The following is a 13,189-nucleotide window of genomic DNA, read 5'->3' as shown; positions in this document are numbered from 1 at the left end:
TAAAAGTAAGCCCGTTTCCATTTTCAGATTCTTCCCTAGCCCGGCAGTTGCATACCCAGCACTTCCATCACCAGCGTCCGCAACTTGGATGTCGCCCCGGAAATGATCACATCATAAAAAGGCATCAAAAACATAGGGTACAAAAGAACGATCCAAGGCACCGGAATCGTCGCCTTAATCTTTTCCTTGGTCGTCTCCAACTGGTCTGCGACAGCCTTATCCTGCATGACCATCAGGGTCATGACCATAACAATATAATAGGTAAAAGTCGTAAAGGCATAGCGGCCGAAATCTACTTTTAGGAGGTATTGCGGCAGGATCGTACATGCGCCCAGCAAAAATGCCGCGTGCGCCCATTTGCTCTGCCCACTCTCACTTCGTTTAAACAGACCTTTGAAGAAATGAATAACGATCGGCAGATATGGCGCATACAAAACCAAAAATGCCGGGAACTCCGTCCGGTTCAGTGCATGATAACGCGCCTCTGAGTCATAAACATCTTTTCCCAGGATCTCATGCTGGATCACGGATTTATTGTAGCCTTTTCCGTTTTCCGAAAGTGCCTTTGCAGCGGCTACGACCTCTTTATAGATGGATGCCCCATTGCCATGGCTGAAAAACTCAAAGTATAAAAACAGGGCAGAAATGGTCAGGAAAAATCCTGCAAAAAGAAGGATATATTTTTTCCGCCTTTTTCCTTCTTCCGTCATGATCTTATAAAAGAGCGGCACCAGAATCAGATTAGCATTGGTAAAAACAAAGCCCTGATGAATACACATGCAAAGGATGCCAATAGGAATGATGATCCACTCGGCTTTTTCATCAAGCAGGGCAAAAAGACAGATAAAGGTCAGGATATAGAGATATACATCCAGTCTGCCAAACATTTCTTCCGACCAGAACATAGGGAAAAAGTAAATGGCACAGGCAATTGCCATATAATACATGTTATGACGATGTTCAGCTTTGACTTTTCGAATGCATTTTCCCAAAAAGACGATTACCAGAAGGCTAAAGAGCCAGGTAATTCCCCAGTTGAACCAGTAGACCGCCTCATAGGTCATCAGATCCAGTGGCAGGATCTTATCCAAGCCTGCCCAGATCGTCCCCAACATACCGCGGGAAATGAAGCCATACTTATAGGACATGGCAAAGAGCGTCGTATTGTACTCTGTCATGGTGTGCTTAAAATAACGCAGATAATAGAATACCGCAAATGCCAGCATGGCTCCGATAAACTGCCTGTATCTTTTTTTCTCAACTTTATCAAATTGCTCTGTCATTTCTACCTCAGTCTATCTACCATAAATTCAAAAATGTCTCATTGATCGGGTTGCTGATTCCTCGCAGCAGCCCATTGATATGCACATCCCAAAACGGTGTCAAAAGCGCCGGCAGCAAAAGCAAAAGGATGGCAAAAGGATATTTTTCTTTGATCTCTGTAAAAATGCCGGTCAACTCCTCCGCCACGATCCGGTCTCCCATGGCAACCAGTGCCAGAAAGATCATACAGTAATAGGAGATCAGGGCAAATACCCAGCGCGCATAATCGCATTTCATCAAAAACAGGGGCAAAAGCGTTCCTGCGGCAATGGCAAGAAAGCCGTATTTAAGCCGTTCTGTTTTTCCTTGAGCCCGCGCCAGGATCCGCCGGAATAGTTTCACCGCCAGAACAATATAAGGCGAGATGATGGCTATAAAAAACGGGATCTCGATCCAGTTCATCACGCGGTAAGGATATTCCACATCGGACAGATCGATCCCCAGAATCTCATGGTCGATCAGGGTATCATGATAGGTCATGCCGTTAAAAGGCTTTGTCATCGCCTTAGCATTAGCGATGATCTCATCCACATAACGCACTCCATCCGTATGGCTGAAGAACTCGAACCACAAAAAGAGGCAGAACATCCGATCAGGCTGACCAGAAGAATGACGCCATAATAAATGCGTGCCTTTTTTTCCTTTTCCGACAAAAGCCGATAAACCAAAAGGGCAAGCAGGATATTGTAAAACATAAAGACATAGCCCTGATGGTACATAACACTGATCATGGAAAGCGGCACGATCAGCCATTCTGCCTTTTTTGCGATCAGACACATGGTCCCGATGACGGTCAGCGCCATCAGATAGAGATCCAGTCTTCCGAAATTGCGCTTGTAGGCAAACATGGAAACAACAAAAACAGCGTAAAAGAGGATCAGATACAAAAACCTGCCCAGATACTCTTCCTGACACCGCTTCATGCACTGATAGCAAAAAGCAAAGAAAAGCACATAAAAAGCAAGCGTCACGATCAGCGTAAAGCGGAGCACCATAGCATAATCAATCATATTGACCGGCAGGATATGGTCTATCCACTGATAGATCGTTCCCGCAAGACCTCGCGATATAAAACCATATTTGTAAGAAAATGCCAGAATCGTCGAATTGTAAGGCAGCACTCTCTCGTCATAGTCCAAAAAGAAAATGGCGCATGACAACAAGATCAAAAGCCACATAAAACGGCTGATCTGCTTCTTTTTTGGCATTTGGCTCATTGTTTTTTCTATTCCCATGCTACAAACTCCATACACGCATACTTTTTCATATCTTTCACACTTCTACCCCTGCCATCACGAACACCTTAGTGCCTTTGATGGAACAGGCAATCTCCCTCATTCATGATCCATACGACCAACAGAGAAATGACAAGGTGCATGCTCCATACCGTCAGACTGCTGTAATTTAAGTCCAGATGACACAGACGGTTGATGAGTTCCATCCCAAGATCAGTCGCCATGTTCCACAAAAAGATCGGCATACAGACATTTCCCAGCCAGACAAAAGGTTTTGCCCCAAAGATCTTTCGCAGGATATCCACCTGACATGCCAGATAGATCAGACTTGTCCACACAAAAGCGCTGACATACCACAAAGTCCGCAGGCTCTCGTGTCTTTCTGCCAGAACCAGACTGCCGATCAATACCACACTTGCCAATATACAAGAAAACGTCTTGCCCCGCTCCTTGGTCTTTTCTATGATCTGTGCCAGTATAATGCCGGCAAAAAAACTAAAATAACCTCTGCCACTGGTACAGTATAAAGAGGCAGTCCCAAGGGATGAATCATGAGGAAAATCCCCAATGCCATCATACCCATATAGGATACATTCTGCCACAAACGTCCTCTGACATAGCGCGTCAGCAGATAGTAAATGGCATAGCAGACAAAGAAAACACTGACAAACCAACTCGGTCCGTTGACCGCCAGCGTATCATTGTCAGAAATCCATCCTGTCTGCAAACCCAGCAGCGATACCAGGAGTGCCTTGAGGGAATTTCGCACCCCGGCTCCATCCGGATGCAGGATATAGACACCATAGATAGCATAGCCGACTTTCTGCAAAAGCCAAGTTACCAAAGCAGATGCCATCATCATAGGATAGATCTTTTTCATCTTTGGCAGGATAAAATTACCCAGCCGCAATTCGCCCTCGGACAGACGTTTCTGATAGGACCAGTACAAAAGCAGACCACTGAGCATAAAAAAGATCTCAGACATGCAGACACCATAGCGTGCCAAAAATCCCATGACTGCCGCCTGTATGGGGAAACGTTCCGGCATGGTATGAAACAATTCTGTATAGTGAAAGATATAGGCGATCGCGCAGGCACTCAAGCCCCGCAAGCCTGTAATCTCATTTCGTCTTTTCTGTGTCATCTCTTATAACTCATTTCATTTGATCTATGTTTTCTGTCAGATTTTCTGCAAACAGCCTCTTGCCATCGTCAGTACAGGATATGCAGCCATTTTATCTTCTTTTGTGCCAGCAGGATAAGTTCTGCCAGCCCTATGGTCACAAGCAATACCGACAAATACAAGCCCGTCATATTCCAGACAGCCCCGGTATATTTTCCGAGCAAATACTGCAGCCCTTCCATGACACCATAGTGTATGGTAAAGATCAAAATACTAAGCCTGCGCATATGCGCACAGATCTGATCCGTCCATATCCGGGCTTTTTCTCCCGGTTTTTCCCAAAAATCCACGTTCAAAAGCCATTGCAGAAGAAAATAGGATGTTGGAATCAAAAAGAACATAGCCCCAAAACTCTGTCCCAGTCCCTTGTCACGGATGACATAGGATTCAATGATCAGGAGTAAAAAACTGATCAGACTCGGCAGGGCAAAATCCCTGCTGTCGTTTTTTTGTCCTCCCAGTGTCCGTTTATAAGCGATCCACATGCCCAGAGCGCAAAAGAAAAATCCGTAAGTCAGACCATTTCCATACCAGCCAAAAATACCGTAGATGGCAGAGTCAAAATAACCCGCCACCTGCCAGCCATCGGTGATACTGCAATATTCCATCCTTGCCACCGTAAGCAAAAACCATGGTGCCGATAAGAGAAGACACAGTCGCGATCCTAAATATTTTGTCAGGATAAAGACAGAGGCATAGCCAGCAGGAGGGCTGTCATAAACCACATTGCCCCATAATAACCGCTCAGCCAGTATTTTTTAAGCAGTGCCAAAAGCATCCCGCGGATATTTCCGCACTCCTGCCATGTCCGCGGCAAAACGACAGGCGCATAAATAACAAACCATGCGGTATATAAAGCCAAAATACGCTTCATGTAATGTCCCAGCATGCACCAGGACATCCCCTGTCTCAGATCGCCGGATATTTGTGCAAATATCTTTTCAAAAAATAAAAATGCTGTAATCTGAAAAAAGAGAGGGTCTGCGATACGCGCTATAATGTCATCATAGACAAAGGCTGTCTGTCCTGTAAAAGGACGCACATGAATCGCCACGACAAGAATTGCCATGACAAATTTTGCGATATCGATCGCGCGATACTGTTTTCTTTCTGCTCTTGTATTGGTCATTTTCTTATCTCTCGATCCATCGGCTTTCCTAACACTACTGAAATCCGCATTTTTTGCAAAAGGCATCAATGCCCCGCTTCCAGAGCGGTGCCAGAAATCCGGTGTATAACTTCTGCGCCACTATTCCTACAAGCAGACAGGTTGCCGCATAGACGACCAGCCAGCCCCAAAATCCTGCCACCGAATAGTAAGGATACTGCCCATTGATCTTGCCAAAATACCAATAGACGCCCATGACTGTCTCATGCAAAAGGAATACAAAGAATACACTCTTTGCCATACGATTGATAAGCGGCGACTGGCGGAGCCGCAATGCCCGGAAGAAAAAGAACACGGCAAGTCCCATGACAAATTGCAAAGGCGCATATTTGCCGATCAGATGCTTTACGACCAGATTGGCGGCATCGTCATTTGCCATGACTCCCGGCATCTTGACATACCAGGCGTAAAAAAACGTAAACAGAAAGCCTGTCATATAAATGCCAGCCATCCATTTCTTCCCTGTCGGAAAGATCCAGCGCCTGTAATCGTCCCTGCGCAGATAACCCATGACAAAATAGGTAAGCAGAAAAGCGACCAGATCATTGACAAAATTCATCTGTAGGGTCATGCCATTGATGACAAACCAGATAGCCAAGCCCAGACAAAGCATCCCATGCCAGCCGCGGGACAGCCTCTCCATCAGCCGGTTCAGCCACGGATAGACCAGGAGCAGGACCATATAAGGTGCTACGAACCACCATGCTCCACCCAAAATATAGTCTTCTACAAACCAGTTTCCTGAATGGAATCCCCAAAGCCCGCGAATGACAATAAAACGGATGACATAAAGCGTCAGCACCTGTGCGCCAAACGTCAAAAACCGCCGGATTACTGGGCGGTCTTTGCTTTCCAGCAGAAAATAAGATGTCAGAGCGATAAAGGCATAATCCGCCGTGATCGCTCCCCCACTGGAGAGGAACAATCCCGGTGCCACATTCTTATGATAGTCCATATAGAAAACACCATTATAGAGCATCAGATGGTAAACCGGGATCGTCAGCATCAAAAGAATACGGAGCAGTTCAAAGTTGGATTGCCGTTCTTTTTTCTCCTGCGTCATTTATTCTGCCTTTAACTTTGCCTCTCTCTTGGCAAGTTCTAAGTCATGCTGTGCCATGATGCGGCATAATTCTTCATAACTGGTCTTCTGTGGATTCCAGCCGAGTTTGGTCTTTGCCTTGGTCGGATCTCCCCAGAGGTTGACAACGTCTGTCGGACGGAACCACTGTGGGTTGACACATACCAGCATCTTGCCGGTTGCCTTGTCATAACCCTTTTCTTCCATGCCTTCACCACGCCATTCTAGTTCGATACCGTCATTGGCAAAGGCAAGTGTTGTAAATTCACGGACGGTATGCTGAACACCGGTTGCGATAACATAGTCGTCCGGCTGGTCCTGCTGTAAGATCAGCCACATACATTCTACATAATCCTTGGCATAGCCCCAGTCACGCAGAGAATCCAGATTGCCGAGTTCCAGATGATCCTGTAATCCGCAGGCAATACGTCCTGCTGCAAGGGTGATCTTTCTGGTAACAAAGGTCTCACCACGTCTCTCAGATTCATGATTGAAGAGGATACCGTTGCAGGCAAACATGCCGTAAGCCTCTCTGTATTCCTTCATCATCCAGAAGCCATACTGCTTTGCAACCGCATATGGGCTGAATGGGTGGAACGGTGTGTTTTCGTTCTGCGGAACTTCCTCAACCTTTCCGTACAACTCAGAAGTAGAAGCCTGGTAAATACGGCAGGTCTTATCCATGCCAAGCATATGTACTGCCTCAAGGATACGAAGAACGCCAAGCGCGTCCACGTCTCCTGTATATTCTGCTGCATCAAAAGACACGCCTACATGGCTCTGTGCTGCCAGATTGTAGATCTCTGTCGGGCGGACTTCATTTACCACACGGATGATGGAAGAAGAATCCGAAAGGTCTCCATCATGTAAGGTAATGGCATTCTCAGCGATCAGATGATCGATACGCTCTGTGGTCGATACGGAAGAACGACGGATGATACCGTGCACCTCATATCCCTTTTCCAATAAAAACTCTGCTAAGTAACTACCGTCCTGTCCGGTGATGCCTGTAATAAGTGCTACATTTTTGCTCATTGCTTGTCTCCTTTGTCCTCATAAAATACTTGTATCATATCATAAAATCAGGGATTTCTCTACCCCTATCACATAGCCGTCCACCTGATAATACTGCAAGTGCGTCTCCTCAGACGGTGGTATATCTGAAATATCAAAAAAGATATAGAGGGTATGCGTAAATTTCTCTCCCTCTTTTCGCTTTTCAAAATGCGCATAGGTCTTTTGATCCGCTGTCCTGCTCATATCCCGGCTCATGTAGGTCACATTCAAAGACATAGCATGGGCAAGCGCATATTCCTCAAAAATACAGGATGTCTTTGGATCACACTCGATCCCAAACTGGGTCGGCGGATAAAAGACAATCTCATCCATCTGGTCTCCCAGCATATCCCAGACATCCGACGACAAATACTTTTTGTATGCCGCTGTCATGGTATCCCGGCTTTGAGACGCATCCCTTTCGCCGCCGGTCTCTGCCGCATAGGTATATGCCTGATGTTTGTAGGAAACACCCGGATAGAGATCATAGACCTGTAATACTAAAAGACCGATCAAAAATCCCAGAGAAAACCTGCCCCTGGATCTTTCCAAGAGGAAAACCATGCCATAGATCCCCAATGCCAGCAGTCCATAGTAGACCGGCCAGATCAGGCGCCCCGTCGACCGAAAGACACTGAGCGCCTGATAGATGACCTGCGGATAGGAGATCTGATACAGGATCCTGCTGCCAAGACTCGCCCGCGGTGACAGGGCAAGAAAGGTAAAAACCAAAAAACCGACCAGAATACTGATGATCCAAGATCGCCGGTTGGTTTTTTGCGCCTGCCCTATCTGCGCCTTCTCCCCCTCATGTCTTTTTCTATATTTACCTGCGATCCAGCGGATGCTGCCATAGACCACAAGGCAGGCAAGGAGAAAGATCATGCCAAAGCCAAGATAAGCAAAGCCTTCTTCCTGCCAACCGGATACAGTCGGAAGGGCCGGCAAAAGTGAGGAATAATTCTGTTTACTGAAAATATAGTTCCTGTGATCAATGACGCAAAGATCATTGCTCGGATCAAAAAACTGTAACAGATTAAAAGACAATTCTTCCAGCCCTGTCGTAGAGACAGACACCTCCCCATAAAAATAGCCCATGATATAACAGATCCCAAAAAGGATCAGTCCGGCAACGAGCACTTCCACCAGATAGATTACAAGCAGCCCCTTGTCTTTCTTTCCCGCTTTCGCCAGATACTCCTGCAGATCACTACAGAGCCAGATGCCAAGGATCATAGGCGTAAAATAGGCATTGGTCAGAGCCGACAGACATAAAAGGATGATCCAACGCCCGGCATAACGCCAGCGCCTTCTGATGATCTGTCCCGTTGTTTCCCTCTCTGTCGACGCATACTCCGGCAAAAGGCTACCTCTCCAGACCCAGAGACAAAATGCCGCCAGAATCAAAAAGTGGGCAGACAACGCCGTATGATAAAAAGTCCGTTTCAACATGACCGGTGACAGGACAAAAAAGAGAGAAGAAAGCAGACAGATCTGGCTTCTTTTTGAAAATGCCCGCACAAACAGCGCCCCAAAGCCCCCCATCAGGCATAGGACAAGAGTTCAAACAAGCCAAAATACTGAAAATTTGCCGGGAGCAGGGGCGATAGTATTTTAAAAAGTAGGGCAAAGAGAGGGATGGAGTCTGTATAGACGATAGACACCGGCTGGCTGTAAATCCCCTCGACCAGCCCCAGTGGAAAGTGCCATGGACTTTTCCGGTAGAAGACCCAGCCCAGATAATGCTGGGTCAGATCCCATAGCCCTTCTGCCTGTGAGGAGTCCGTCAGCCATGCCACATTTGTGACATTTACCACAGCCAGACCATAGATACATACAAAAACTAGGCTGCCCAGCAGACAACCTAGTACAAAAATCAGGTATGGATTTTGTAATCTTTTTCTTATTTTCATCCTGTAGTATTTTTCCATCTAATTCTCCGGCACCGCTCTATGCACACATGTGTCCTATCATATCCATAAGCGTCTGACGCAGTGGGATCTCCGCTGTCCAGCCGATATCCTGTCGGATTTTTTCTGCCGAGCCGATCACAACCTGATTGTCGCCCGGTCTCACAAAGTCCGGATTGACGCGGGTTGTCACGGAAACGCCCACGATATCTGCGATCTGATCCACGACTTCTGCCAGAGACACGCCCTTTTCGCCACAGATGTTATAGACTTCTCCCGCTTTTCCGTCCAAAAGCAGACGGTAGTAAGCACGCACGACATCGCGTACATCCACAAAGTCACGCACAATGGAAGTATCTCCGGTCTCGATCTCGCCGCTTTTTGCACCGCTTTCTGCAATATCTAAGATCCTGCGCACAAAACTCGGGATCACAAAGCGTTCATCCTGAAAAGGTCCCATATGGTTAAAAGACCGGGTCAGCATGATCTGCATGCCAAAACTGTCTGCCAATACCTTTGCCATCATTTCCTGGGAAACTCTGGCAACCGCATAAGGATTGACCGGAACTAAAGGCATATCCTCCTGCAGCGGCAGTTCCTCTTTTTTGACATCGCCGTATTCCTCCGAAGATCCCACCGACAAAAGACGGCAGTCACACAAGTCATGCTTGCGCAATGCCTCTGTCACATTCAAAAAGATGCTGGTATTGTTCATAAAGCAGTCTGCCGGATGCTGCCAACTATAGGCAACACTGGAAAAAGATGCCAGATGCAGGATATAGTCCGGTCGGAAAGTTGCGATCATATCTTCCACTGCCTCTTTATCAAGGAGATTTACCTGCTCAAAGGACATAGCCAGTGTTGGCGCATAGTCCTCCATGGCAAATTTCGGCAGATTGACATCTACGCCAAGCACCTCATAGGACAGATTATTTTCTACAAGATAATTTAAAAAATGACGGCTGACGAAACCGGAAAATCCGGTGATAAGCATTCTTTTCATATCCTATTCTCCCTCAGTTTCCGTCTTTTTGTTTTCTAAGAAGATCTTTCTGGTCACGAAATTGTAGACCATAACAACTGCCGTTGCCACGATCTTAGCGCCCGCTGTTGCAAGGGTAGCACCAACCAGTGCATGAAGCCATGCCCAGTTGCATAGACAATATCAATGCAGAAAAGAATGATGAGTTCGTTGATGCCCAGACCGAATACACTGAGCACAACAAAGATGATGAATTCTTTTTTACGATCCAGATCATCCCTGCGCTCAAACACATACTTCATAGAAAGGATGTAATTGACAATGACCGATACGACAAAACCGAAAAAGGCACCGATCAACGCCGCCTGTGATGTCCCCATGCCCGCGCCCTGACGAAGTCCGGTCGATACTGCCATGGTAATGACAAAGTCCACAATAAAAGAAATGATTCCTACCACACCAAATTTTAAGATCTGGTCAATTAACTTTTTCATCTAATACTACCTTCCTGTGATCTCTCCGATCACATTTCATCTTTCTATCGGTCTCTTATTTATGCAGTGCATCTTGGATACGCACGCCCATAAGACGGAAAAGTGTCTTGATATAACTGATGATAAATTTCAAAAGTTGGCGCTTGGACTCGCCGTACATACGCTTCTGGAAATTGATCGGCACTTCCCCGATCTTTAACTTCTTGTCACGCTTGTTGAGTTTTAAGCGGAGCAAAACTTCTTCCAGAACATCATAGTTTTCACAGGTCAGTTTGACCTTTTTCAACTGTTTTGTGTGATACATGCGATAGTCTGTAGACAGGTCATTGGCATGCAGTCCCAGACAGACGCGGAATGCAAAATTGAGCATATGCGACATGATCTGTGACGACTTGGCATCATTGGTCACACCGCCTTTGACATAACGTGATCCGATAACAACATCGCATTTTTCCTCGACAAACATCTTGTGGATTGCCGGAATGCTCTTCGGCGGATGGGAGCCATCACTGTCCATGATCAAAAACTTGCTCTTGTTCGCATACTTGATCGCAGTACGGAAAGCCCCTCCGAATCCCGGTTCTTCCTGATTGATGTATCTTGCGCCATATTCCTGACAAACACCCTTGGTGTTATCCAAAGGCTTGGCTGTATCTACAACAAGGATCTCATATTCCTCATTACACTTTTCTACTTCTTCAATGATCTGTGGCAAAAGAACACGTAAATTATCTTCTTCCTTATATGCCAACAACACAAGGCTAATTCCCATAATGCCGATTTCCTTCCTTGATTCCTACTGTCCAAAGACAGTTTTTACACATATACTGCTATATTTTACCATCAATGCCCGATTTTTGCTATATCTTTTTCTGATGCCGTCTGACTTTCTCTCTTTGACGCCCTGTGCTATACTAATATATGCGGTCAGACTTGAAAGAAAGACCGCGTCTTACATTTTAAATTCAGGCAGAATAAGGAGTATAACTATGGGAGAACGTTTAACACCGTCAGATGTAGAAAAGATACAAAAAGAGATCGACCACCGCAAACTGGTTGTCAGAAAGGCAGCCATTGAAGCCGTAAAGGAAGCGCGGGCACAGGGCGACCTCAGCGAGAATTTTGAATATTATGCCGCAAAAAAGGACAAGAACCAGAACGAAAGCCGCATCCGTTATCTGGAGCGCATGTTAAAGAATGCGACCATCATTGAGGACCATACTTCCGAGGACGAGGTGGGTATCAATACGATCGTGACCCTCTACATCCCGGATGAAGACTGCGAGGAGACTTACAAACTGGTCACCTCCATCCGCAGTTCTTCCCTGCGTGATATGGTAAGCATTGAATCACCTCTGGGCAAAGCCATCCGTGGTAAAAAGGTTGGCGAGACCGCGACCGTACAGGTGGATCCGTCCTTTTCCTATGATGTTGTCATCAAAAAGATCGACCGCAATGTCGGGGATGAGGATGACCAGATCCGCAGATACTAGAATCTTATATGGATAAACAGATAAAAATGGCGCAGAAATCAGTTTTTCTGCGCCATAAGTGTTCCTATGGATACCAGGATCAAAGAGATCACCAAAACGCCTATGCGCAAGGTGTCCGCCTCCCGCAATAAAATCGCGGATAAGAGCACGCCAAAGATCGGCGTGGTAAAGCCAAATACCGCCACTTTTGATACCGGGTTGTACTTTAAGAGGACACCCCAGAGCGAATATGCCACCGCCGATACCATTGCCAGATAGAGCACGATACCGCATCCTTTGAGACTGAAAAACCCGCCCGCCATATGGCTTGCAACGGCTCCCAGCACCTGTCCTGTCGTCATAGCCGCATAGCCGGATCCCAGACTCGCCGGCAGGAAGATGCACATCAAAAATCCCAGAAGGATCAATGTGATCCCGCCCACGATAAATTGATATCCGCTTAATACAAAAGGTTCTTCCTGTTCGGAATACTTCCGCAGATAGACCGAAGAAAAAGCATAAGCGACCGTGGAGATAAAGACACAGATCTCTCCTATGCCAATACCACCCAGACTGCTTCCCGTCCCCCGGCTTCCCCAGATCTCTACAAGAAAGACTCCTGCAAATCCAAGGATAGATCCAATTAATTTTATTTTGTTTATTTTTCCTGTTTAAAAAGAAGGCATGCCACAAACAATGCCACAAAGACATTCAAAGCCTCGATAATGGATGCCTTGACGCCACTGGTCTTTCCCAGGCCGATATAAAAGAAAAAATATTGCAGAGTCGTCTGTAAAAGGCTCAGATGCAGGATCGGCAACCAGGACGTTTTCTTTGGGAAAAGCGGACGTTTATGGGCAAAACTTCCGATCACCACCGCCATGATTCCTGCCAGGAAAAATCTAGTTCCGGCAAAAATGATCTGTAATCCGGTCTGCTCCCCCGAAATGTCAAAAATCCCATAACCGATCTTGATGCCCGGAAAAGCACTGCCCCACAAAAGCAACACAAAAGGGCGACCAGACATACTACGGCTGTATTAGTCCAGACAAGTTTTCTCTCTGTCTTTTGTTGCATTACTTGCCCCTTCTCTGCTCATACAAGCGTGTCAGTGCATCCTGCTCGTATTTTTCATCCGAATAATCTGCAATCCTTTTGAGCAGATCGCCCTTCTTGATCGCGATCATGTCGATCTTTTCTCTTAACTCTTGTTCTTCCCGTTCTAAGACCTGTAATTCTCTCGTGAGGCTTTCCACCTCAAGTCGTCTCTCCATATCCATTGTAT

General features: G+C 46.3%; 18 protein-coding genes. 1 reads left to right on the top strand and 17 read right to left on the bottom strand.

The features are described 5' to 3' along the window. Positions 1 to 35: 35 nt before the first annotated feature. The 14 genes from DW996_RS04690 to DW996_RS04625 form a co-directional block, all read right to left on the bottom strand. Positions 36 to 1,283, bottom strand: a complete 1,248-nt coding sequence (locus tag DW996_RS04690) for a hypothetical protein (RefSeq protein WP_118535002.1) — start codon at positions 1,281 to 1,283, stop codon at positions 36 to 38. A 16-nt stretch (positions 1,284 to 1,299) separates the two neighbouring features. Further along, positions 1,300 to 1,854 (bottom strand): hypothetical protein, encoded by a 555-nt coding sequence (locus DW996_RS04685; protein WP_118535001.1) that lies wholly within the window; start codon positions 1,852 to 1,854, stop codon positions 1,300 to 1,302. Further along, on the bottom strand, positions 1,821 to 2,558 hold the full coding sequence (locus DW996_RS04680; protein ID WP_118535000.1) for a hypothetical protein: 738 nt from the start codon (positions 2,556 to 2,558) through the stop codon (positions 1,821 to 1,823). The genes DW996_RS04685 and DW996_RS04680 overlap by 34 nt, the downstream gene beginning before the upstream one ends. Before the next feature lie 68 nt (positions 2,559 to 2,626). Next, positions 2,627 to 2,980: a hypothetical protein gene (locus DW996_RS04675; protein WP_118534999.1), complete on the bottom strand. Its 354-nt coding sequence runs from the start codon at positions 2,978 to 2,980 to the stop codon at positions 2,627 to 2,629. Between the two features lie 38 nt (positions 2,981 to 3,018). Beyond that, positions 3,019 to 3,702: an acyltransferase family protein gene (locus DW996_RS04670; protein WP_118534998.1), complete on the bottom strand. Its 684-nt coding sequence runs from the start codon at positions 3,700 to 3,702 to the stop codon at positions 3,019 to 3,021. Between the two features lie 68 nt (positions 3,703 to 3,770). Continuing rightward, the gene (locus DW996_RS04665) at positions 3,771 to 4,349 is read right to left on the bottom strand and encodes a hypothetical protein (protein WP_118534997.1); all 579 of its coding nucleotides are present in this window, start codon (positions 4,347 to 4,349) and stop codon (positions 3,771 to 3,773) included. Between the two features lie 68 nt (positions 4,350 to 4,417). Further along, positions 4,418 to 4,870, bottom strand: a complete 453-nt coding sequence (locus DW996_RS04660) for an acyltransferase family protein (protein WP_158575196.1) — start codon at positions 4,868 to 4,870, stop codon at positions 4,418 to 4,420. Positions 4,871 to 4,904: 34 nt separating this feature from the next. Further along, positions 4,905 to 5,972, bottom strand: a complete 1,068-nt coding sequence (locus DW996_RS04655; RefSeq protein WP_118280521.1) for an acyltransferase family protein — start codon at positions 5,970 to 5,972, stop codon at positions 4,905 to 4,907. After that, positions 5,973 to 7,025 (bottom strand): GDP-mannose 4,6-dehydratase, encoded by a 1,053-nt coding sequence (gmd, locus tag DW996_RS04650; RefSeq protein ID WP_118534995.1) that lies wholly within the window; start codon positions 7,023 to 7,025, stop codon positions 5,973 to 5,975. 39 nt (positions 7,026 to 7,064) lie between these two features. Then, positions 7,065 to 8,567: a hypothetical protein gene (locus DW996_RS04645; protein ID WP_147403525.1), complete on the bottom strand. Its 1,503-nt coding sequence runs from the start codon at positions 8,565 to 8,567 to the stop codon at positions 7,065 to 7,067. Between the two features lie 23 nt (positions 8,568 to 8,590). Beyond that, positions 8,591 to 8,977 carry a DUF6311 domain-containing protein gene (locus DW996_RS04640; protein WP_118534993.1) on the bottom strand — a complete coding sequence of 129 codons (387 nt, stop codon included), beginning with the start codon at positions 8,975 to 8,977 and terminating at the stop codon, positions 8,591 to 8,593. Between the two features lie 19 nt (positions 8,978 to 8,996). Then, on the bottom strand, positions 8,997 to 9,959 hold the full coding sequence (locus DW996_RS04635) for a GDP-mannose 4,6-dehydratase (RefSeq protein WP_118534992.1): 963 nt from the start codon (positions 9,957 to 9,959) through the stop codon (positions 8,997 to 8,999). A 53-nt stretch (positions 9,960 to 10,012) separates the two neighbouring features. Beyond that, positions 10,013 to 10,432, bottom strand: coding sequence for a GtrA family protein (locus tag DW996_RS04630; RefSeq protein WP_199642622.1), 420 nt, complete (start codon positions 10,430 to 10,432; stop codon positions 10,013 to 10,015). Positions 10,433 to 10,487: 55 nt separating this feature from the next. Further along, positions 10,488 to 11,204: a glycosyltransferase gene (locus DW996_RS04625; RefSeq protein ID WP_118280526.1), complete on the bottom strand. Its 717-nt coding sequence runs from the start codon at positions 11,202 to 11,204 to the stop codon at positions 10,488 to 10,490. Positions 11,205 to 11,421: 217 nt separating this feature from the next. On the opposite strand from DW996_RS04625, the gene greA reads away from it, so the two are divergent. Further along, positions 11,422 to 11,925, top strand: a complete 504-nt coding sequence (greA, locus tag DW996_RS04620; RefSeq protein ID WP_118280527.1) for a transcription elongation factor GreA — start codon at positions 11,422 to 11,424, stop codon at positions 11,923 to 11,925. A gap of 38 nt (positions 11,926 to 11,963) precedes the next feature. Here the strand turns inward: greA and DW996_RS14055 are convergent, their stop codons facing one another. From DW996_RS14055 to DW996_RS04610, 3 genes are all read right to left on the bottom strand, one after another. Further along, entirely contained in the window at positions 11,964 to 12,404 is a 441-nt protein-coding gene (locus DW996_RS14055; protein WP_334294518.1) for an EamA family transporter, read from the bottom strand. 158 nt (positions 12,405 to 12,562) lie between these two features. Beyond that, positions 12,563 to 12,931 (bottom strand): EamA family transporter, encoded by a 369-nt coding sequence (locus DW996_RS14050; RefSeq protein WP_330428784.1) that lies wholly within the window; start codon positions 12,929 to 12,931, stop codon positions 12,563 to 12,565. 49 nt (positions 12,932 to 12,980) lie between these two features. Beyond that, entirely contained in the window at positions 12,981 to 13,178 is a 198-nt protein-coding gene (locus tag DW996_RS04610; protein ID WP_147403524.1) for a hypothetical protein, read from the bottom strand. Between the last annotated feature and the right edge of the window lie 11 nt (positions 13,179 to 13,189).

It is taken from the genome of Roseburia sp. AM51-8, from assembly GCF_003478275.1.
GTDB lineage: Bacteria > Bacillota > Clostridia > Lachnospirales > Lachnospiraceae > Pararoseburia > Pararoseburia lenta.
This window is presented reverse-complemented; position numbering and strand designations above follow the sequence as displayed.